The organism is Litoribacter ruber (genome assembly GCF_018500185.1).
Taxonomy (GTDB): domain Bacteria; phylum Bacteroidota; class Bacteroidia; order Cytophagales; family Cyclobacteriaceae; genus Litoribacter; species Litoribacter ruber.
Window position 1 is genome coordinate 13577 of record NZ_JAHBGI010000006.1, and the last position, 20982, is coordinate 34558.

General features: G+C 44.4%; 20 protein-coding genes and 1 riboswitch. Of the genes, 10 read left to right on the forward strand and 10 right to left on the reverse strand.

All coding sequences use genetic code 11. From position 1 onward, the window contains the following. Positions 1-113 precede the first annotated feature (113 nt). Complete coding sequence (locus KIH41_RS10135; protein WP_213946101.1) at positions 114-728, forward strand: deoxynucleoside kinase; 615 nt, start codon at positions 114-116, stop codon at positions 726-728. Here the strand turns inward: KIH41_RS10135 and KIH41_RS10140 are convergent. The 3 genes from KIH41_RS10140 to KIH41_RS10150 are packed head-to-tail and all read right to left on the reverse strand — an operon-like array spanning position 725 to position 2026. Continuing rightward, a complete protein-coding gene (locus tag KIH41_RS10140; protein WP_213946012.1) occupies positions 725-1372 on the reverse strand; it encodes a DUF7255 family protein in 648 nt (215 codons plus the stop codon). The genes KIH41_RS10135 and KIH41_RS10140 overlap by 4 nt on opposite strands. Further along, on the reverse strand, positions 1372-1839 hold the full coding sequence (locus tag KIH41_RS10145; RefSeq protein WP_213946013.1) for a DUF2452 domain-containing protein: 468 nt from the start codon (positions 1837-1839) through the stop codon (positions 1372-1374). The genes KIH41_RS10140 and KIH41_RS10145 overlap by 1 nt, the downstream gene beginning before the upstream one ends. Beyond that, positions 1811-2026 (reverse strand): hypothetical protein, encoded by a 216-nt coding sequence (locus tag KIH41_RS10150; protein WP_246535421.1) that lies wholly within the window; start codon positions 2024-2026, stop codon positions 1811-1813. Before KIH41_RS10150 ends, KIH41_RS10145 begins: the two co-directional genes overlap by 29 nt. A gap of 404 nt (positions 2027-2430) precedes the next feature. Between KIH41_RS10150 and KIH41_RS10155 the strand changes: the two genes are divergently transcribed. The 3 genes from KIH41_RS10155 to ggt all read left to right on the forward strand — a co-directional run bounded on the left by KIH41_RS10155 (position 2431) and on the right by ggt (position 6986). Then, positions 2431-2769 (forward strand): Hpt domain-containing protein, encoded by a 339-nt coding sequence (locus KIH41_RS10155; RefSeq protein ID WP_213946014.1) that lies wholly within the window; start codon positions 2431-2433, stop codon positions 2767-2769. 138 nt (positions 2770-2907) lie between these two features. After that, positions 2908-5262, forward strand: coding sequence for a S9 family peptidase (locus KIH41_RS10160; RefSeq protein WP_214162339.1), 2355 nt, complete (start codon positions 2908-2910; stop codon positions 5260-5262). Next, on the forward strand, positions 5259-6986 hold the full coding sequence (gene ggt / locus KIH41_RS10165) for a gamma-glutamyltransferase (RefSeq protein ID WP_246539078.1): 1728 nt from the start codon (positions 5259-5261) through the stop codon (positions 6984-6986). Before KIH41_RS10160 ends, ggt begins: the two co-directional genes overlap by 4 nt. 237 nt (positions 6987-7223) lie before the next feature. Here ggt and KIH41_RS10170 read toward each other — a convergent pair whose 3' ends face one another. The 5 genes from KIH41_RS10170 to KIH41_RS10190 form a co-directional block, all read right to left on the reverse strand. After that, entirely contained in the window at positions 7224-8864 is a 1641-nt protein-coding gene (locus KIH41_RS10170) for an OmpA family protein (protein WP_214162340.1), read from the reverse strand. 9 nt (positions 8865-8873) lie between these two features. Beyond that, on the reverse strand, positions 8874-9845 hold the full coding sequence (locus KIH41_RS10175; RefSeq protein WP_213946017.1) for a deoxyhypusine synthase family protein: 972 nt from the start codon (positions 9843-9845) through the stop codon (positions 8874-8876). Positions 9846-9947: 102 nt separating this feature from the next. Continuing rightward, complete coding sequence (locus KIH41_RS10180; protein WP_213946018.1) at positions 9948-10562, reverse strand: OmpH family outer membrane protein; 615 nt, start codon at positions 10560-10562, stop codon at positions 9948-9950. Between the two features lie 158 nt (positions 10563-10720). Beyond that, complete coding sequence (locus KIH41_RS10185; protein WP_213946019.1) at positions 10721-11623, reverse strand: histone deacetylase family protein; 903 nt, start codon at positions 11621-11623, stop codon at positions 10721-10723. Between the two features lie 34 nt (positions 11624-11657). Next, positions 11658-12239: a hypothetical protein gene (locus KIH41_RS10190; protein WP_213946020.1), complete on the reverse strand. Its 582-nt coding sequence runs from the start codon at positions 12237-12239 to the stop codon at positions 11658-11660. A gap of 144 nt (positions 12240-12383) precedes the next feature. On the opposite strand from KIH41_RS10190, the gene KIH41_RS10195 reads away from it, so the two are divergent. Then, the gene (locus KIH41_RS10195; protein WP_246535423.1) at positions 12384-12812 is read left to right on the forward strand and encodes an AlbA family DNA-binding domain-containing protein; all 429 of its coding nucleotides are present in this window, start codon (positions 12384-12386) and stop codon (positions 12810-12812) included. 9 nt (positions 12813-12821) lie between these two features. On the opposite strand, the gene KIH41_RS10200 is transcribed toward KIH41_RS10195, so the two are convergent. After that, positions 12822-13184 (reverse strand): phage holin family protein, encoded by a 363-nt coding sequence (locus KIH41_RS10200; protein ID WP_213946021.1) that lies wholly within the window; start codon positions 13182-13184, stop codon positions 12822-12824. A 295-nt stretch (positions 13185-13479) separates the two neighbouring features. Between KIH41_RS10200 and KIH41_RS10205 the strand changes: the two genes are divergently transcribed. The 5 genes from KIH41_RS10205 (at position 13480) to KIH41_RS10225 (ending at position 19699) form a co-directional block, all read left to right on the forward strand. Then, on the forward strand, positions 13480-14229 hold the full coding sequence (locus tag KIH41_RS10205) for an acyl-CoA desaturase (RefSeq protein WP_213946022.1): 750 nt from the start codon (positions 13480-13482) through the stop codon (positions 14227-14229). Positions 14230-14413: 184 nt separating this feature from the next. Then, positions 14414-14782 carry a BlaI/MecI/CopY family transcriptional regulator gene (locus KIH41_RS10210; RefSeq protein WP_143961411.1) on the forward strand — a complete coding sequence of 123 codons (369 nt, stop codon included), beginning with the start codon at positions 14414-14416 and terminating at the stop codon, positions 14780-14782. 1 nt (position 14783) lies between these two features. Then, positions 14784-17264: a TonB family protein gene (locus KIH41_RS10215; RefSeq protein ID WP_214162341.1), complete on the forward strand. Its 2481-nt coding sequence runs from the start codon at positions 14784-14786 to the stop codon at positions 17262-17264. A 342-nt stretch (positions 17265-17606) separates the two neighbouring features. Further along, entirely contained in the window at positions 17607-18770 is a 1164-nt protein-coding gene (locus KIH41_RS10220) for an NAD(P)-dependent oxidoreductase (RefSeq protein ID WP_214162342.1), read from the forward strand. Between the two features lie 2 nt (positions 18771-18772). Further along, a complete protein-coding gene (locus KIH41_RS10225; RefSeq protein ID WP_213946025.1) occupies positions 18773-19699 on the forward strand; it encodes a glycosyltransferase in 927 nt (308 codons plus the stop codon). Here the strand turns inward: KIH41_RS10225 and KIH41_RS10230 are convergent. Next, complete coding sequence (locus KIH41_RS10230) at positions 19684-20727, reverse strand: acyloxyacyl hydrolase (RefSeq protein ID WP_213946026.1); 1044 nt, start codon at positions 20725-20727, stop codon at positions 19684-19686. The genes KIH41_RS10225 and KIH41_RS10230 overlap by 16 nt on opposite strands. A 101-nt stretch (positions 20728-20828) precedes the next feature. Continuing rightward, positions 20829-20938: riboswitch (SAM riboswitch) on the forward strand. Positions 20939-20982: the final 44 nt, after the last annotated feature.

The following is a 20982-nucleotide window of genomic DNA, read 5'->3' on the forward strand; positions in this document are numbered from 1 at the left end:
TCTTAGCTTCAAAAAGATAGCCTGTCTCCCCTAGAGGCGGGCTCTTTTTTGCCCTATTGGCTGTTATTTTTTTATATTTTTGCAAACCCTTATACAAAATGAAAAAACAACCCATGCATATCGCCGTATCCGGAAACATCGGTAGTGGAAAAACTACCCTTACTGAAAAACTGTCCAAACATTATGGCTGGAAGGCTGAATTTGAGGCAGTGGAAAACAATCCGTATCTGGCGGACTTCTACGAGGATATGCAGCGCTGGTCCTTTCACCTGCAGGTTTACTTTTTGAACAGCCGCTTCAACCAGATCCAGAAGATCCGGGAGAGTGAAATCTCCATCATCCAGGACCGGACGATCTATGAGGATGCCTATATATTTGCGGCCAACCTACACAAGTCCCAGCTGATTTCCGAGCGGGATTACCACAACTACCTCAACCTGTTTCACAGCATGATCGATTACGTGAAGGCTCCAGACTTGTTGATCTACCTCAAGGCGGACATCCCAAAGCTGGTCGGGCAGATAGAGAAAAGAGGAAGGGATTATGAAAATGCCATCCGGATCGATTATTTGAAAAATTTGAATTCCCATTACGAGGAATGGATTGGCAGCTATGACAAAGGCAATTTGTTGGTGGTGGATGTCAACAACCTTGACTTTGTGGCCAACCCCGAGGATTTTTCCAACATAGTGGGAAAAATCGACAGGGAAATCAACGGTTTGTTTTAAAGTTCGGCCTTACGCTGCAGCCACTTGGCCAGCCCCAGCTTCACTTGGGGGTCTGGTGAGAGGATGAGTTGCTCCACCGATTTCAGTCCACCGCCGAGCATGATGTTTTCATACTTGGCAATACGCACCAATCTGTAGCCATAAAGTCTGCTGAAAAGGTCAATCTGTGCGTCATTGTAAGCATTCAGTTTCCACCCGCTGGAGCCGTTGCCTGTCAAATCACCCGGATCTTCAGATTTGCCAAAATGGGTTTTGGCCACAGGGGGGCCGTTCCATATCCTATCCTGCATCCCCGACTGGAGACAGTCTTTCTCGTAAGTTCGGCAAAGCCGCAAATAGGCGTCTTTCCAGCCAAAAGCAAATAGGTCATACAGCTCAGTTTTGAGGGTTTTCAGCCGGTAGCGGTTGAAATGGTTTTCATTGTCGTAGAAAAACAGGGTGTTGCCCACCTTGAAATCCGCCCGGACTTTGGGCAAAATGATCAGCCCGTTGTTCCCGCCAAGTTCATTATAGACCTCCTTGATCAGAGCTTTTCCCTTGTCATCCAAAATGGATGGGGAAACATGAAAATCAAATTGGGGATATACTTCTATATCCTGATCCAGAAGGGTCTGGATGAGGTAATTAATCTTGATGTTGTGCACTAGTCTTTATTTTTTGCGCCTTTTCGGATAATTTCCCAGGTGTGGTCGGCCAATAGTTTTACTTCGGCCAAAAATGTGGCATTATTTTTTCTGCCCCATTCTTCGGGAGCAACCATACTCAGAAAATCACCATCATTTTGCTTTTCATATAAAAAATAATGATGGTTGATTAAGGGTTCAAAAGACATGGATGCCTGATAAATGCGGTGCGAAATCTCCTTGCGGGCCTGTAGGGCTTTGGCCTGGTCAGCTAGGAGTTGCATCTGCTGGTAGATTTGGGCCATCTGCATATCCGTTTGCGTTTCCATTGCAGAAAGGGCCCTTCCGGTGATCTTGCCTTTGTCTTCGGGTTTGATCACGGCACTGCCAGTATGGTGGGCATGGTCTAAGGTGCCAGGTGAATCGGTAGTCTTTTCCTTGAGTTCGTCAAGGTCAATTTTACTGATGTCTATCTTGTTTTTCCCCATGGGTATTGAGTGTATCGCTTGGAGCCATTCGTTCTTTTAAATTTCCCTTTGAACCGGGAAAAGTAGTCCTGGTGGAAATATCGATTCCAATCAGGAGCATAATAAGCAGGAAAATGACTCCTATGATGATGAATAGTTTCTTGTTCTTGTTCATGTAAGCTTCCCTATAATAATGGACAAAGGGCATTGGAGGTTCAAATTTAAGTAAAAAGAGTTGGATGGGCGATAATTAAATGGGCCACTAAGAGCACAAAATTTAAGGAAGGGCACTAAGGCTTCTTCGCGGCTATCAACTCGTCACCTCGACTGAAGCGAAGCGAAATGGAGAGGTCTAGAACGGATATTGAGCGTAAATAAAATGGGCCACTAAGGACACACCGTATATGAAAGGACACTAAGGCTTCTTCGCGCATAACAGCGATTGATGCTGAAAGACTTGGCACATGGTACCAAGTACCTGGTACCCAAGATGAGCTTTAAATAATTATTAAAAAATATCCAAGAGGTTTAACAAATTTTAAAATACATTTTACTATCTTTATAATGCATTTTTTAATTGAATAACTTTTTGGAAACATCGTGACGGATTTTATGTATACAATCATTCATAAGGGCACAATTTTTCATTATTTTGGAGAGGACGATGAGATGGCCAACCAAATGGTGGAAGTCATACTCAATACCAACCTCAAAGACCTCATGGAGCTACCAGAGCTTTATGAGCAAAAAGAATGGGCTAAAATCAAAGTGAGGTGCCACAAGGGCAAATCCACCATGAGTTACATCGGTGCCCTACAGGTGAGGAAAATGCTCGAGGAAATAGAATCCGATCCGGAAACCATCTATCCCCAACACCGGGATCAACTCATGCAGGATCTCCAAACCGTAGACGAGGAATTGCGTTTTTTTTTGAATGAACAATTCGGCTAACCACCCTTAGCCACAACCACTCACAAAAGAAATATTGTAGATAGTCCAATTTTAACACAAATTGGACTATTATTTTGCCCTTTTGCCAAGTGGCAACGAGATTTAGCAAAGGAAAACAAACGCTGAACATCATTACCTATGAAAAAACATTTCATTTTAGGCCTGTTTGCTGCTCTAAGTTTGCAGTACGCATCAGCCCAAACTAGTGACCTGTCGGTTCCCAAGATCATGCAAGACCCCAAATGGATGGGGACCTTTCCATCCAAAGTGCAATGGGACCAGCAAGGGGAAACGGTATATTTTGAGTACAACAAAGAGGGTGACCCTGCCGACTCCCTCTACAAAATCCAGATAGCCTCCCCTACCCAAATCGAAAAGGTAAGTCTGCAGGAGAAAAAGTCACTTCATCCTGGCGGAGGAGTTTACAATCAGGACAGAAGTAAGAAGTTATATGTAAAGGACGGTGCCCTGATGCTTTTTGACGTTTCCAAAAATGAAAGTCAAACCCTGGTTGACCTTGGTAACCGTATAAGCAACCCGATGTTTGTGGGCGAGCACATAGCCTTTGAATCCGGGCAGAACCTATATACGGTGGACATTTCCACTGGGCGCTTGAAAAAGATCACCAACATTAATTCTGGCTCAAAGCCTAAGGAAAAAAACGGTGAAAAGTCTGAAAAAGAGCAATGGTTGAAAGAGGATAACCTAGAACTCCTGCAGGTAATCAAAGAGCGTGAGGAGAAGAAGGAGAAGTCAGATGAGTATAAAAAACAGACTGCCGACAGGGAGAAGTATACTTTTTATGCCGACAACAAAGGGGTCAGCAGCCTTTCCCTGTCTCCGGACCTGAAATATGTTACGTTTACCCTTGTGGAACGCATTAGCCCAACAAGCACAGATGTGCCCGACTATGCAGATGCCAGCGGCTACACGGTCAATCTTCCTTCAAGACCTAAGGTAGGACAGGATGCTTCCAAAATGCAGCTTGCCCTTTACGACTTGGAGCGCGACACGGTAATCATGGCCGATTTGAGCAGTTTGGAGGGCATTCAGGATCTTCCTGACTACACTTCGGATTATCCTGACAAGGAGTGGGAGAAAAAGGACAGAGAAGTCATACCGGCAAAGGTTCATTTTTCCGACAACAGTGAGCATGCGGTATTGAGCATCAGGTCACAAGACAACAAGGACCGCTGGATTGCCCAACTGGATCTTGAAAATGCGTCTGTCAGCACTCTTGACCGCCAGCGTGATGAGGCATGGATTGCGGGGCCCGGCATAGGGTACGCTTTCGGGGGCGGTACTTTTGGCTGGTTGCCGGACAACCAACACATTTATTTCCAATCCGAGGAATCGGGATATTCCCATCTCTATCTTTTGGACATCAATTCGGGGCAGAAGAAAGCCTTGACTCAGGGCGAGTATGAGGTATTCAATCCCCAGCTTTCCAATGACAAGAGCCACTGGTATCTTTCCACTTCTGAGGTTCATCCAGGTGAAAGACATTTCTACAGAATGCCTGTGATGGGCGGGGAAATGGAAAAGTTGACCCATATGGAGGGTAATAATGATGTGTCTCTATCACCGGATGAAAAACACATGGCCATCCTTCATTCCTACAGCAACAAGCCTTGGGAACTGTATCTGCAGCCTGTAGGCGAATCGGATGCCCAGCAGATTACGGATGGAAAATCCGAGGATTTTAAAGCCTATGACTGGAGAGATCCCGAATTGGTGCAGTTTCAGGCTGAGGATGGCGAAATGGTTTGGGCAAGATTGTATAAGCCTGAGGAAGGAAAAAGCAACGGTGCAGGTGTAATATTTGTACATGGTGCCGGATATCTTCAGAATGTCCATAAATGGTGGTCCAATTATTTCAGAGAATACATGTTTCATAACCTCCTGACAGATTTGGGCTACACGGTGCTGGACATAGATTATAGAGGCAGTGCCGGATATGGCAGGGATTGGAGAACGGGCATCTACCGCCACATGGGAGGCAAAGACCTTTCTGATCAAGTGGACGGTGCCAAATACTTAGCTGAGCAACACGGCGTTGATGCTGAGAGGATGGGGATTTATGGTGGAAGCTATGGAGGTTTCATTACCTTGATGGCCCTATTTAACGAGCCGGAGTATTTCCATGCCGGTGCGGCATTGAGGTCGGTTACCGACTGGGCGCACTACAACCATGGCTACACTTCCAACATTTTGAATGAGCCGTTCAATGATCCTATTGCTTATAGAAGGTCGTCTCCTATTTATTTTGCAGAAGGCCTGAAGGGTCACCTATTGATCGCCCACGGTATCGTGGATGTCAACGTACACTTTCAGGATGTTGTAAGGCTTGCCCAGCGCTTGATTGAGTTGGAAAAGGATAATTGGGAAATGGCTGTGTACCCGGTGGAAGACCACGGTTTTGTGGAGCCCAGCAGCTGGACAGATGAATACAAGAGAATCTTGAAACTCTTTAACGATAACTTATTGAAATGATTAAAAGCTTAAACTTCAGAGGGCTGCCAGTAATGGCGGCCCTTCTATTGATCTTATTTTCCTGCAACCAACCGGGCACCCAGCCTGGGGGGCGCGGGGTAGAAGGCTCATCGGAAATTGGGGTGCTGGCCGACAGCGCCATGGTGGTATCTGCCCATCCACTGGCCTCTGAGGTCGGGGTGGAGATTCTCAAGAAAGGTGGGAATGCGGTAGATGCGGCTATTGCTGTTCAATTTGCTTTGGCAGTGGTTTTTCCCGAGGCCGGAAATATCGGTGGCGGGGGATTCTTTGTGATCAGAGATGCTGAAAGGAATTATGAAACGCTGGACTTTAGGGAAAAATCTCCTATCAACTCCTCCAGAGATATGTTTTTGGATGAGGATGGTGAGGCCCAGGCCCAGAAAAGCCAAAGGGGCCATTTGGCCTCGGGCATTCCCGGTTCGGTAGACGGCATGGTCAAGGCTTACGAGCGCCATGGAACCTTGCCTTGGGCGGAGCTGGTACAGCCGGCTATAGACTTGGCCAACGGCTTTGTATTGACTGAAAGAGAAGCCAAAAAATTCAAAAACGCCTCCCCTACTTTCAAAGAGTTCTCTACTGTGGACCCGGTACAGTTTACCGGCAAAGACTGGCAGGAGGGCGACACGTTGGTGCAGGCTCAGTTGGCACAAACACTTACCTATATCCGTGACAATGGCAGGGATGGTTTTTATAAAGGTCCAGTGGCCAAGGCCATGCTGGATGAAATGCAGAGAGGGGGTGGCGTATTCACTCAGGAGGATTTTGATCAATATGAAAGTGTATGGAGAGCCCCTTTGATTGGTAACTACAAGGATTACAAACTCATCACCATGGGTCCGCCTAGCAGCGGAGGGATAATTATTTTGCAGATGCTAGGCTTATTGGAGAAATATGAGCTGGATCCCAATCCGGATAATTTTGCAGATTACCTTCACCTGAAAACTGAGCTTGAAAGAAGGACTTACGCTGACAGGGCTGCTTATATGGCTGATGCCGATTATTACCCAGTCCCGGTGAAAACGTTGATTTCAGAAGAGTACCTCGATCAGCGCTTCCAGGATTATGATTCCAATAAAGCGACACCTTCCAGTGAAATATTTGAGGGAGAAATTCCCCAGGAATCTGAAGAAACTACCCATTTTTCCATAATTGACAGTAAGGGGAATGCGGTTTCGGCCACGACCACCATCAATGGTTCCATGGGCTCTTATGTAGTCGTGGATGGTGCTGGCTTTCTGCTGAACAATGAAATGGATGATTTCTCGATCAAACCTGGTTTCCCAAATATGTTTGGTGTACTTGGCGGCGAAGCCAACAAGATTGAGCCTGGAAAAAGGATGTTAAGCTCCATGACTCCGGTGATCATGGAAAAGAACGAAGAATTGTACATGGTCGTGGGTACTCCCGGCGGCTCCACTATTCCTACTTCGGTTTTCCAGACCATCGTCAATGTCACTGATTTCGGAATGGGCATGCAGCGGGCTGTAAGCGCCAGAAGGTTTCACAGCCAATGGCAGCCTGACCACATCTACTTCGAAAGAGGCAAGCTGGATGAAGAGCTGAAATCCAAAATGGAAGCCAAAGGCCACAAATTTGAAGAAAGAGGGCCTATTGGAAGAGTTGACGCCATATTGGTAAGAGAGGACGGCAAACTAGAAGGCGGCGCGGATCCTAGGGGTATGGATACGGCAGTGGGGTATTGATTGCGGAAGCAAGACACTACTTCGCAGAGGCAAATGGGCCACGAAGTACCACAAACCTGCCTAGACGGCAGTCAGGGTTTAAAAGAAGTTACATCAAGACTTCTTCGCTGACAAAGTTTTAGAGCAAAACAGGAAAAAAATAACCGCAGAAGCCCGGAATTCGCAGAGAATTAAATCTCTCTGTGTCCTCCGCGCCTCTGCGGTTTTCTTTTATGTAATTTTAGCGGTTAAGGAAAATCAATCCAAAATAACCAACTCAACCCTTCTATTCATATTCCTCCCCTCTTCGGTTTGGTTTTCGGAAATAGGTTTGGTACCGCCCCAGCCGGAGACACGTATTCTTTCAAATTTGACCCCTTCATCAATAAGCAGGTTCCTGATCATACTGGCTCTGCTCATTGAAAGTTCCTTGTTGAGTTGGGGATCACCCAGGTTATCGGTATGTCCTTCGATTCGGACCTTTAACTCAGGATTATCCTTGAGGAAGGAAGCCAGTTTTTTGATGTTTTCCAAAGAGCTTATATCGGTCAAGTCAGCCGTTCCCCTCTTGAACAGCACGTTATCCAAAACGATACTATTACCCTTGGCCGCAGGCGTAAGCATCACCGGATCGCGAAGTTCTGTTAAGGTGTTTTTTGAAAATGTCTGCGGGAAATATCCTTTTGCAAATATGGTCAGCCTGCGATCGCCACTCAATTCTTCAATTTCTTTCTTGGTAAGCACCGTTTCTTCCCCTGCCTTCACTTCCCTGATCTGATAATCTACCTCTTTTAGGGTCTGAATATCCAGCACCTTAATGGAAAGGGTTTTGGGCATAGAAGGCTGTGAGGCAGACCCCGTTACCTTGCGGGGCTGAACCTCGTCCAAGATTACCTTTTCAGCTTTTCTTGGCGATTCCGGGGCAGGCACTTTTGCTGGAAGTACCGTATTATTGACGGTTTCAATTTTTGTGGGTTTTTTTTCCACCTCTGGAAGTTGCTCTTCGATCACAGCCTCTGCCATCTGCTTTTGCATAATGTCAGCAATCATGAGGTCCCCAAATCCCTCACTGTTTTGGGTAGAAGTATAAATAGCCAGATTATCAGCATTGGCCATAAGATAGCCCAATTCCACGCCTTCGGTGTTGATTTCCCCAACTGGGGCCGGAGTAGTCCAGTTTTCCCATGACTCATCCAAACGGGTGGCATAGAAAACGTTTCTTCCCCCCTGCCCACCGTGGCCATTGGAAGAGAAGTACAAGGTTTTGGTATCTTCCGATAGGGATGGTGTCATTTCCTGTCGGTAAGTATTAATCTGAGGTCCCAGGTTTTGTGGAGTGCTCCATTTTCCATTTTCGAAGAAACTCACATATATATCCTCATTCCCGTAGGAGCTGAAGGATTCCAAGGTCATCACCATGATTTTGCCATTGGCATGCAGCCTCCCGCTAAAGTGGTCTGAATTGGTTCGGAATCCCAAAATCTTCACCATTTCCCCATACTGCCAACCTTGGTCACCCTTGTGGTAGCGATGGATCCCCTTAAACATCTCCCTGCCATCGTGATAGACCAAGGCCTCATTTTCGGAAGGAAAACCTATGAGTACATCATTCCCTTTGGATGAAAGGGCATGCACCTGCTGGGGTTCGGAGAATTGGCCAGAGGCATTTGGGCGGCTCATCCAGATATCCCCTGCATCCTGCACGCCTCCTTTGTTTTTGGGGTGAAATCCCACAGAAAAATATAAATCCCCACTAGGCGCCAATACGGGATGCTGTTCATCATATTCTGTATTGACCGCGCTTAGATCTATCTGCTGCGCTTGGGCGGTGCCCAAAGCAGAAAAAGCAAGCATTGTAAAAATGCCTGCTTTTTGAAAAGGTTTTGTGATTTGAATCATGCTTTGTTTTTATTGTCCTAGTACGATCGCAAATACCAATGGAGCAACAATTGTAGCGTCTGATTCGATGACATATTTCGGGGTTTCTAGCCCAAGTTTCCCCCAAGTGATTTTCTCATTTGGAACGGCTCCGGAATAGGAGCCATAGGAAGTCGTAGAATCAGAAATCTGACAGAAGTAGCCCCACAATGGCACATTGTCGCGTTGCAAATCCTGGTGCAACATTGGTACCACACAGATCGGGAAGTCTCCTGCAATGCCTCCTCCAATCTGGAAGAAACCTACCTTGCTGTCCTCGGTCGCGTTTTCGGTGTACCAATCTGCCAAAAACATCATGTACTGGATTCCGCTTTTTACGGTGTGCACATTTTTGATGTCTCCGGAAATGCAATGCCCTGCGTACATATTACCCAACGTGCTATCTTCCCATCCTGGTACGATGATAGGAAGATTTTTCTTGGCCGCTTCGAGTAACCAGCTGTCTTTGGGGTCAATCTGGAAAGATTCGTCCAGCTTGCCGGAGAGCAAAATCTTATAGAAAAACTCGTGGGGAAAATAGGATTCCCCAGCCTTATCTGCATTTTCCCATTCTTCCAAGATCACGTTTTCAATCCTTCTCATGGCTTCCATTTCCGGGATACAGGTATCCGTCACCCTATTCATATGGCGATCCAAAAGATCCTGTTCCTGCTCTGGAGAAAGCTCTCTATAATTAGGAATGCGCTCATAATAATCGTGGGCCACCAAGTTGAAAACATCCTCCTCCAGGTTGGCTCCCGTGCAGGTGATGATCTGAACTTTGTCCTGACGGATCATTTCTGCCAAGGAGATTCCCAGCTCGGCAGTGGACATGGCTCCCGCCAAAGTCACCATCATTTTGCCGTTTTGGTCAAGGTGGGTTTTGTATCCTTCCGCAGCATCGATCAGCGCCGCGGCATTGAAGTGTCTGAAATTATGTTTTAAAAACGTTGTTACATTCATAGATAAAATGGTTTTATATCCAGTAAAATTACCAAAATTAACACTAACAAAAAAAGCCCGGTTAAGAACCGAGCTTTTATATCCCTATTAATAAGGAGTTAATTACTTTTTCTCAGTTGTGTCTTTTTTCTGCTTGTAATGGCTGTTCATACCATCAATTACAGAAGTGGTTACGTCCAAACTGTTTTTAGCATACCATACGCCACCGCCTCTTGTATAAGACAAGATCATTTCAAGATTGTTTTCCTCGGCGTAAGTGGTTAGATAATCCTGAATCTGGTCATAAACTTCATTGTAAAGTTGGGCCTCATCAGCAGAAAGTTCCTGCATCAGGTTATCTCTGTAAGTAACCAGATTTCTCTCTTTGGTCATCAATTCCTCCTGCTTGGCTCTTGACTGGTTTGGAGTCATGTTGTTGGCAGTTTGCTGGAAATTGGCAACCTCTTGCTCAAAACCTCTTGCGCGGTTAGAAAGCTCGCTTTCAAATTTCTTTCCCTTATCGGCGATCTCAGCACTTTTCTCCTTGAAGAACGTGAAGTTATTGATCACACTGTCGGTGTGGATATAAGCCACTTTAAGATCTGAAATTGATACTTCTGTGTCGTTACCTGCAGCGGCAGACGTGTTAGTGTTGGCAGTATTGCCCTGATTGTCACAGGCAGTGAAAGCCATGGCCGTTACGCCTAAAATTCCCAGTACTTTACCTAGTTTTCTCACTTTAATCTTTCATTTATTCAACTAGGGGCAAATATAAACAAACTATTCTTTTCCCAAATTTTAAACTTTATTAAAGTTGTTAATATAAGTTAAGAATTATCTAAGTGCTTATTTTCCAAGGGATAATTTTAGCAGCAGAGGATTAACCGAAGAAAAACCTAGAAGAAGATCTCTTGGGCCAACCTATAGGTATTGGCATGGGCTTCCAAAATCTGACTCAGTTTTTCTGAATATCCACCCCCCATACAGCACATGATGGGGACATGGTTTTTCTCTGCCAGAGTAAGTACAAACTTGTCCCTGTTTTTGCATCCTTCCAAGGAGAGCCCCAATCTACCCAGCTTATCACTTTCGAGCACGTCCACCCCACACTGGTATATGAGGAAATCCGGCTGCACCTGATCCAGCAAGGGCGACAAGTAGCTGTCCAGAATTTCCAGATATCTATCATCCCCCACGCCATCGGGCAGGTCTATGTCCAGGTCTGATTTCTCCTTTTGCAAGGGATAATTGGAAGCCCCATGCATGCTGAAGGTGAAAACCTCGGGTTTATTCCTGAAGATCTCGGCTGTACCGTTGCCCTGATGCACATCCAGGTCTATCACCAATACTTGCTTGGCAAATCCCCTGTCCAATAAATAATTGGCTGAAATCGCGATGTCGTTGAGTAGGCAGAAGCCTTCTCCCCTATCGGTAAAAGCATGGTGAGTACCGCCGGCGATGTTCATCGCCACTCGGAACTCCAGTGCATACATGCAGGCCTCCACCGAGCCATCCATAATATGGATTTCCCGGTCCACAAGCTCTTTGCTTAATGGAAAGCCTGTCCTTCTGATTTCTGATTTGGACAATTCGAGCCCTTTGAGCTTGTCGACATAGGCGGGGTCATGGGTATTAAGCAGCCATTTGTCATCGAGCATCAGGGGCTTGAACAAATTTTCCTCCCGGATGGTACCCTCATAAATAAGCTGTTCGGGCAGGAGGTTATATTTTTCCATAGGAAACCTATGACCCTTGGGCAAAGGGTGTGCATATAGGGGTGACCAAGCTATTTTAAGCATTGAAATTCAAAGACACTGTGGGCAACATGACGACTTAACTTTCCTCCTCGTCAAAATCCTCCTCTTCAGCAGACTGAAAAGAATAAAGGGTTTCGTCAAGCACAAGGGTATCCTCTTTGAAATCCCTGATGAACTTGTCTATCACGGCATCGTCTATTGATTCCACATTAATTGCTGCATCAAGGCCTATACCGTAGTCATGGTTGGTATCCAGGTCCACAAATTCAGAAACCTTCACGGCTTCCTCATCTTCAATGTCCATAATAATTTCGGTGATGTACCAGCCAATTTCTTCCTCGTGGCTGGATAAAGGCTTCAGGTTACCGTTTTCGTCTTCTTCATAATGGATGCCCTCAAAATTGGGGAATTTCTGGGCGGCCTTGTGTTCGGCAAGCTCATATACTTCACTGGCATGGTGCAATCTTAGGGTGAAAAGCACGGAATCATAGATCACCTCCTTATTTTCATAGAGGCCTATAAAACGAAAATGGACATACTCATCGGAATTATCATCACTTGGTATGATTTTGAATGATTTACCGGTAGCCTTGAGTTCTTGCTTAAGGCCTTCTATCGACTCGGGCTTCATCCCGTCGTTTTCATGTTTTGTGAGCATTGTTTGAAATGTTTTCAATTTAAATTGGTGGTTAATGTGAGCAAATTTATTAAAACACCGTAATACTTTAAAAAGATATAGGTCAAGTAAAGCATACGATTCTCATTCAATTAATTAAATTACAACATATTATATAAAAATAAAATGATTTCTATAAAAAAAGATAACGATTTCATTAAGGAAATATTGAAATCCCAAGAAGGAATCCACCTGGACTTCAAACAGGGCATTTCCAATCAATCCAAGATTGCCAAAACTATTGCTGCTTTTGCCAATACCAAAGGTGGCAAACTGGTCATTGGCATCTCCGACAAAAAGCAACTTATAGGCATTGATGCAGAGGAAGAAATGTTTATGATCGATCAGGCCAACCAAAAACACCTACTGCCTCCGGCAGCATTAAGCTTTGAAATATTTGAAGTGGATTACATCGATGACGAAAAACTTCTCGAGGAAAAGTTTGTGCTCGTGGTCACTATTCCGGAGAGCAGCCAGAAGCCGCACCTCCATACTGAAAATGAAATCAACACCTTATATATAAGGGATAAGGACAGGTCCATACCCTCGGCTTAAAAACACAAATCACTTCCCTCCTAGAGACACGCCCAACAGAGAGTTGATTAAAGATAAAATAAAGCTGAACAGGAGTGCCCACCAAAATCCGGCTACTGCAAAACCCGGGATAATTTCAGCAGCTATCAGGATCATCAGCGCATTAATCACCAATAAAAACAGGCCTAAAGTCATCACCGTAATGGGAATGGTCAGCAATATAAATATGGGCTTGATGGTAATGTTCAGCAGAGACAAGAACGCCGCCACCACAATGGCTGTCAGGTAGCCATCCACACTTACTCCTGGCAATAAAAAGGCCGTGATCACTACCGCCAAGGCAGCCACGATTAACTGGACTAAAATCCCCATTGCTTCTTTTGATTTACTCATAAAGGTAGTTCTAATTTTTAAATATGGAAGGACTGTAAAAGAAAGCTTGCCACCCTCTCTAGAAGTAGGGACAACGTAGAGCATCAAGCCAGATTTACCAGGACCAACCACCGATTTTTCAATAAATTTAATAGAAAAGGAATTATTTCCGAGAAAAAGATCGTTAATAACTACTCGTTCGACTCCTAAAAAACATGATTCTTATCATGTTTAAGAAAAATTAGCCCCCCTTGGTTTATCTTTCTGGCAATTTGAAAGTATCTTTGTAATTCGTGTTAATTTAAATTCAGTATAAGTGATCCTAATCGTCTTCTTCTTACTCCACTGGTATTTCTCCTTGTTTTGCCAGAGCTTCTTCCTTCACCGTTATGCAGCCCACCAGATGTTTGTCATGAACAAATTCTGGGAAAGATTCTTCTATATCTTCACGTGGGTATGCCAGGGAAGCAGCTACCTGTCCCCTAGAGCCTATGCTGTCCTGCACAGAATGCACCATGCTTACAGCGACACTCCAAAAGACCCACACAGCCCACATCACACAGAAAATTTGTTCACCATGATGTGGAAGACTAAAAACATTTACAACGATTATTTCTCTTTCCGACTGAAGCCGGAAGAAAGGTTTTCAAAGGACGTTCCGGACTGGAACAAATTTGACCTTTTGGCGGATTCCATGATGGCTCGTGTAGGCTGGGGAGTTTTGTACATATTAATATATGTATTGAGCATTAGTGTATTTGAATTGCCTGGTACCCACTGGGCAATGTACCTGTTGCTTCCAATCCACTTCATGATGGGACCTGTTCACGGAGCCATTGTAAACTGGAGCGGACACAAGTATGGCTACGCCAACTTTGACAACAATGACAAATCAAAAAATTCACTTCTACTGGATTTCCTTATGTTGGGCGAGTTGTTCCAGAACAACCACCACAAATTACCTAAAAGAGTAAACTTTGCGGTAAAGTGGTATGAGTTTGACCCGACTTATCCAATAGTTAAGTTGCTGCATGCCACAAGGATAATAAAGTTGAAGACAGCATAACCGAGAGCCGCTAGGAATAGCGGCTTTTTTGCGTCCAATTTACCGAACTGTTTAATTTTTAAACTAAATAATTTGTTTAAAAGAGAGGTTTTTACTATTTTTACAGTGCCGATAGAAAGATTTAGCCAAAAAATTTGCTTTAAAAAAACTAACTGATTAAGTTACAAAAAAAAACCATACGAACATGAGAGAATTAACACGCGCAGAAGAGCAGGTTATGCAGATTCTATGGGATATCGAGAAAGGTTTTGTCAAAGATATCCTCGCAAAAATGAATGAGCCGAAGCCGGCTTACAACACTGTGTCCACAATCATCAGGATTTTGGAGCGCAAAGGCTTTGTTAAGCACAAGGCTTACGGTAAATCCCACGAGTACTATCCAATAGTCTCCAAGGATTCATACAGAAGTTTCTCTATCAAAAACCTGTTGACAGGTTACTTTGGAGGGTCATTCACCAAACTGACCTCATTCTTTGCCAAAGATGAGAATCTCGATGTAAAGGAATTGGAGAAATTGATGGATGAGGTTAAGTCAGATGTAATCAACAAATAACATGGCCGGGGCTATCAATTATATTTGGCAGAGCACCTTTTGTCTGTTCTTTTTTTACGGAATATACTGGTGCTTTATCAAAAATGAGAAAGCCTTTACACTAGCTAGGATTTACATCTTAATTACCCCCCTCCTAGCCCTGCTTTTTCCCATAATTGAGATCCCGGTAGACTTTAACAAACCCAGCATTTCTCTGGAAAACACAAATTTCTATCAGGTGCTCGCTTCACAGCAAGCACCTGAAGAAATTGCTGGCTCATTTGGCCTCCCCGAGGTCACGGTAAGCAGTTCGCGGCTGCCCGTACTCTGGGAGATTACCGATTATCTTTTCATTGCTTATTTAATTATCACCCTATTATTGGCCGCCCGGCTGATAGCCCAATTTTATCAACTTCAGGCCCTTTTCAGGAAAGGCTGGTATGAGTCCTCCTACCACATCACGGACAAGTACCTTAAGATCCCCACCTTTGGCCTGGCCCCCATTTTTTCTTATTTCAACCGTCTCTTTTGGGATGACACAGAGAAATTGAATGAATCTGAAAAAGCGCAGATCATCAACCACGAAATTGAACACATCCGACAGGGTCATACCTATGATGTGATTTATTATCAAATATTGAGTTTATTGTTTTGGTTTAACCCGGCCATACACCTCATGCGCACAGCGCTCATCGATACCCATGAATTCCTGGCCGATGAAAAGGTGCTCGCCAAGGTTCCCAATAAAGAGAATTACAAGAAATTAATCATTAGAATAGCTTTTAAAGGCTTAGATCTTCCTATCGGCAACTATTTCATTAGATCTACAACCTTAAAAAGAATATTAATGATGAAAAAGTCGCCTAAAATCAATTGGTATAAAATGGTGATGGTACTTCCCTTGACAGCTATGTTGCTCGGGCTGGTGTCCATGAAAACCTATCAACCATCCTTCCTTACCGAAAGTATCAACAGAAGCGGCCTTTCCGAACTGGAAAACAAGCTGATAAATGCAAAAGACACCTTAGAGGTGGGCATCAAGGTGGTCAAAATCAAGCAGCCCAAACATTACGAGCTGATCAGCCCCTTAAAAGACGGTACCCTTACCGCCCAGATCGGGGAGCTTCAATACACCTTTACCAATATCCAAGATGACCAGGAGTATATCAAGGTGTTGGGCATGATTGATAACCTTAGCATACAATCCATCACTACCAAGAAGTATGGCAAAATGTATGAGAAGAACGTGGATCAAGAAGCCAGGCCAAAGGATGGAAAAGAAACCTGGAATCAATTCCTGAAAAACGCCATTTCCATGCCTGAAAAGGAAAGGATGCTGAATCTGCAAAGAGAACTGGAAATTGAATTTGTGGTGGATGAGAGTGGCAACATTACCAATCCCGTAGTCAAAAGAAGCTTTGGCGGTGGTTTGGATGAAAGAGTAATTGCTATTCTATCTGGTCCTGATGCTCCTAAGTGGGAACCTGCCAAGAAAGACGGCAAGCCTGTACCCACTGTGCATACGATCCGACACTTGCTTACCAGCCAAGGAGACCGTACTGCAAGCCATGATTTCTTTCCAAAAGCACCCCGCCCCAAAACTGAAAGTCCAAGGACGGTCAGACCAGTAATTGGCGAAAGTGAGGTTTACGATGTGGTAGAAAATCCGCCTATGCCTGCTGGGGGAATGGAAGCTTGGAACAAGTACCTATCCAGAAATATCACCTACCCACAAAGAGCCAGAGAGAACAATATTGAGGGAACTGTTTATGTGGTTTTCACAGTATCCAAAGACGGAAAACTGGAAAATCCTGATGTTCTAAGGGGCATTGGTGGCGGTGCCGATGAGGAGGCCTTGAGGCTGATAGAAAATGCCGAGGATTGGATTCCTGGAAAACAAAGAGGTGAAGAGGTTGCCGTAAGGATGAGGTTGCCTATTAGGTTCAAAATGGCTGGAAGTGATAAAAAAGAGGAAAAAATCATTGACTCCCGCCCTGGCCACACAACCCCTGAAATTGTAGTAACCGGTTATGGCCCCGAGCCAAGTAAAAAACAGATCAATATAAACATTAAATCCAAGGATGAGGTCCAGTTCAACGGTCAGACTTTTGACCTGATCAAGTTTGAGGCCTACCTTGAAAACTATTTGAATCAACTGGAAAAATTCACTAAAGTCACTGCAAACATCTCTGCAAATGACAATGTGAACATGGGTAGTTTAAAAGACGTGGAAAAAGTACTTTCCAGAAAAGGAATAAGGTCTGTCAATTATACGGATTTACAATCAGATAAGGTTAATCTGAAATTAGACGAAAAAAGAGAAAAGCAACCTTTATTTATTGTAGATGGTAGGGTAACCGAATACGAAAAATTGAAAGAGTTGGACCCAAATAATTTTGAAAAATTCGAAGTGCTGAAAGATCCAGCCAGGACGACCTCCCTTTACGGTTCTGCTGCTAAACACGGGGCGGTCTTGATCACTACAAAAGAGGAGAAAAAATAATTTGGTTTTCCGCAATAACGACTGCCTGCAGCCAATGCAGCTGGCCTTTTTTCCTTTGATTGAAAGGACAGAAGCCTGCCCACCGTGATGGGACCGAAGACCGAAAAAGGCTTTATCCTAGCAACAGACCAAAACTCCGGCAGTTTCAAAGATGTAGGGGTAATATTGCTGGATACATATAAAAAATAAAACACTAAGTCGCTTCATTTAAATGGAGCGGCTTTTTTTTATAAAAAAGCATTTCAACACAAATTAATGATTTTTTAAATGGTATTTTTTGCATTTTACCCAAACTTCCCGTATTTTAGTTTCACTTTTATTATTAACATATAATTTTTTATCATGAGAAGAGAACTTTTTAAGATCCGGGTAGGGATCGTGGGCACTGGCACCATTGCCAGAGGTTTGGCCAGGCTGATCAGCAAGAGAAAGGACATGGAGGTGAGCTATATCCTCACCCGCCGAAAGGGAATTATCCCTGATCTGGGGGTATCCCAAGAGCTGATCACCCAATCCATACAACAGGTACTTGAACATTCGGATATTTTGGTGGTCAGCACCGGAGACCCCATTTACTCCACAGCCATTATCGACCTGGCTTTCCAGTATGGGGTCAAGGTTGTAACCATGGATGCCGACACGCAGGTCCTTTCAGGGACTTGGCTATCCAGCCGGGGCCAGATCACCGAGGCGGAGGGTGATCAACCGGGATGTCTTGCCGCCCTGCGGGAGGAAGCTTTGCAGATGGGCTTTACCCCCTTGGTATATGGCAACATCAAAGGTTTTCTCAACCATAACCCCGGCTTTGACGACATGACTTTCTGGGCCAAAAAGCAGGGCTTCACGGTCAATTCGGTAACCTCTTTCACTGATGGGACCAAACTGCAGATTGAGCAGGCCTTGGTAGCCAATGCCTTTGGGGCCAACATTGCGCAAAGAGGCTTGATCGGAGAAAAGACCGACAATTTGGAAGCAGGGGCTTTCCATCTAGCCACTATCGCTTCGGCCCAGAATAAGGTGCTAAGTGACTACATCATTTCTCCCACTGCGCCTCCGGGTGTATTTTTGGTGGGTACCCATCATAATGATTTGGCTGCGGGCTTAAAGACTTACAAAATGGGTGACGGCCCCCATTACCTGCTTTACAAGCATACCCATCTTTGCTATTTTGAAATTCCCAAGACGATTCTGAAGTTTTATCATACCGACAAGGTATTGATTGATAATGGCAGGTTTCCTACTGTATCCGTGGCTACCGTAGCCAAAAAGCGCATAGCAGCGGGGACACTAATGGAGAAGGGAATTGGCAGCATGGAAGTAAGGGGTGAAGCCATGGAAATAGCTGAGGAACCCAGCCATGTACCCATTGGATTGATGAGCAAGGTTCATTTTACCCGAACGGTGGAACCTGGTCAGGTGGTCACTTTTGATGATGTGGAAATAAATGGGTCATTGGCCTATAAGGCGTGGCAGGAAACACTTTTGCAGGAAGAAAAAACCTTTTAGACATGATGGATAATAGCGCAAAAGAAATTGAACGGTCCCCCCTAGTATCGATAATCGTGGTGACCTATAATTCTAGCATGTTCATAATTGATACCCTTGACAGTGTTAAAAATCAAAATTACGGTAATATTGAACTGATCGTCACCGACGACCATTCAAAAGATGATACAGTAGCCTTGATTGAAGACTGGATCAAAGAAAATGCGGCTAGCTTTGTCCATTGCGAATTGGTCACCAGCCCAGTCAATAGTGGCATTACTCCCAATATTAACCGTGCCTTAAAATATATCAGCGGAGATTGGGTCAAGGTTTTGCCTGGTGACGACCTTTTATTTCCCGACTCCATTTCCAACTTGCTGAACTGTGAGATTGATGCCAACGTCGGGTTGATTTATAGCCGTGCAAGGGCATTTTATAAGTTACAAAAAATGGATGGCCCTGCTTTCGGCGCAGCCCTAGCTAAGCCCTATGAAAGGTCGCTCCTGCTTGACAACCCAATTCCAGCCATGGCCACCCTTATCCGCCGCGATGTGGTGGAGACACTGGATGGGTATGATGAAAGGTATCCATTTATAGATGATTATCCCATGTGGTTTAGAATTATCAAGGAAAAGTGGGAAATCAAGTTTCTCGAATGTGTGACCGCGGGCTACCGGCTTCACACCCAAAATATTTCCAAATCAGGCTACAACCCCTATTACAAATCCCTTTATAAATTCCAGAAGGAGAATTTGCTCATGAAAGGATTGAAATATGGCTTCATCTACCTGACTTATACCCGTTATCTGGATTACCTCATCTATAGAATCAAGGAAAAGCTATCCCATCCCACTGCTATCAAAGTTGCCAATGGGCTCAACTTTTTGAAACCATCTTTTTGCTGGGATTATGTAAAGGTAAGGATAGGTATGGATCAAAATTTCCACTGAACCCGGACATCTATGTTTTCGGCCACATGGGCATGGCTTTTTAAAGATGCTCCAAGGTGTAGCCCTTCCCAGACGCGGTATTGAAGGATATACCTTTGATAGAAATTATTGCTCGTATAATTGTCGGGCTTGCTAGCATAATAGGCAAACCTTTGGGCAAATTCAAAGCGCCCAAACAAGAAATGGTGGGAAATAAAGGGGGCGGCAATAAAGCCTTCCCCTACCTCTTCTGCCTGATTCAAGGATTGGTCATGGGCCAACTCCCCACCCAAGCCTAAAGCATTGATCCCACTAACGGGGTGGTATGCCCCTGCACCAAAGCCAAGAACCCAATCCCTACCCTCACGCATTTCGCTTTTTCGTTGGGTGGAAAACACTTCCGCATAATACCTTACCCCACCTTTAACCCTTTTAGGAGAATAATCAGGAAATGGCTGCCTGTCAAAATAATAGGTTGCCCCACCCCCTAACATGGGATAATTCATGCCTCTATTGGGTTGGCTTTGACCCCCATTGGAGATATGGTTGTAAAAAAGGGACAAGTTGCCATCCCAGCTTTCTGAAATCTGAAAATTCAAACGGGGTTGGAGATATATCAAAAAGCTCAACGGGGCGCTGAAGAACTGGTTTTCGGGATTGTCCTGTTCATCGTAAACCCTTGTGAGGTAACTCGTGCCTATCCCTCCCCTTATAGAGAAATTCATTTTGTCCCATCGGGCCAATATCGGTTCAAAGAAAGTAGAAACAGAAATAGCCTGCCCCAAAATATCGCGATTGTTGAAATCATGAAAATTTAACTGGACTCCCCAATCAAAAAAGCAGTTGCAGACCTCGTAAGCCTCTTGACTCAGGCCCATTTGGGAATAGGTGAGCTGTAGTCCAATGGGATTTGTACTTGACACGGGGCGGAGGTCCTCAGCATGGGGGATAATAAATCCATATTTAATTTCGGCATTGAGTTTTTGGACCGTTTGGGCATGGGTCGTAAAAGACAAAAGGCTAATAAATATGGCAATAAAGTGTTTCAAGGTGGTTTCTGTTGAATTTTTGATAAAAAAAGAAGTTATGCTTTGCATTTTCAACATCGATAGCTTTACTTTGTTCTATCCTATCGCTTTTTGAGTGTTGGGATTTATACAGAAGAGGTGAGAGACAGGCTCTATGACCCTCTGGCAACCTGGAAAATCCAAGGTGCCAATTCCTGCCCTCTGAGAATATCCTCATTGGGAAATATAAATTCTTAACCGATGATATACGCAAGAATTTCCTTATCCAACAATCTT

Coding starts and splice junctions, on each gene's coding strand:
- KIH41_RS10135 (WP_213946101.1), top strand. CDS start 114: ATGCATATCGCCGTATCCGGAAACATCGGTAGTGGAAAAACTACCCTT.
- KIH41_RS10145 (WP_213946013.1), bottom strand. CDS start 1,839: ATGGGGAAAAACAAGATAGACATCAGTAAAATTGACCTTGACGAACTC.
- KIH41_RS10150 (WP_246535421.1), bottom strand. CDS start 2,026: ATGCCCTTTGTCCATTATTATAGGGAAGCTTACATGAACAAGAACAAG.
- KIH41_RS10155 (WP_213946014.1), top strand. CDS start 2,431: ATGTATACAATCATTCATAAGGGCACAATTTTTCATTATTTTGGAGAG.
- KIH41_RS10160 (WP_214162339.1), top strand. CDS start 2,908: ATGAAAAAACATTTCATTTTAGGCCTGTTTGCTGCTCTAAGTTTGCAG.
- ggt (WP_246539078.1), top strand. CDS start 5,259: ATGATTAAAAGCTTAAACTTCAGAGGGCTGCCAGTAATGGCGGCCCTT.
- KIH41_RS10170 (WP_214162340.1), bottom strand. CDS start 8,864: ATGATTCAAATCACAAAACCTTTTCAAAAAGCAGGCATTTTTACAATG.
- KIH41_RS10175 (WP_213946017.1), bottom strand. CDS start 9,845: ATGAATGTAACAACGTTTTTAAAACATAATTTCAGACACTTCAATGCC.
- KIH41_RS10185 (WP_213946019.1), bottom strand. CDS start 11,623: ATGCTTAAAATAGCTTGGTCACCCCTATATGCACACCCTTTGCCCAAG.
- KIH41_RS10190 (WP_213946020.1), bottom strand. CDS start 12,239: ATGCTCACAAAACATGAAAACGACGGGATGAAGCCCGAGTCGATAGAA.
- KIH41_RS10195 (WP_246535423.1), top strand. CDS start 12,384: ATGATTTCTATAAAAAAAGATAACGATTTCATTAAGGAAATATTGAAA.
- KIH41_RS10200 (WP_213946021.1), bottom strand. CDS start 13,184: ATGAGTAAATCAAAAGAAGCAATGGGGATTTTAGTCCAGTTAATCGTG.
- KIH41_RS10210 (WP_143961411.1), top strand. CDS start 14,414: ATGAGAGAATTAACACGCGCAGAAGAGCAGGTTATGCAGATTCTATGG.
- KIH41_RS10215 (WP_214162341.1), top strand. CDS start 14,784: ATGGCCGGGGCTATCAATTATATTTGGCAGAGCACCTTTTGTCTGTTC.
- KIH41_RS10220 (WP_214162342.1), top strand. CDS start 17,607: ATGAGAAGAGAACTTTTTAAGATCCGGGTAGGGATCGTGGGCACTGGC.
- KIH41_RS10225 (WP_213946025.1), top strand. CDS start 18,773: ATGATGGATAATAGCGCAAAAGAAATTGAACGGTCCCCCCTAGTATCG.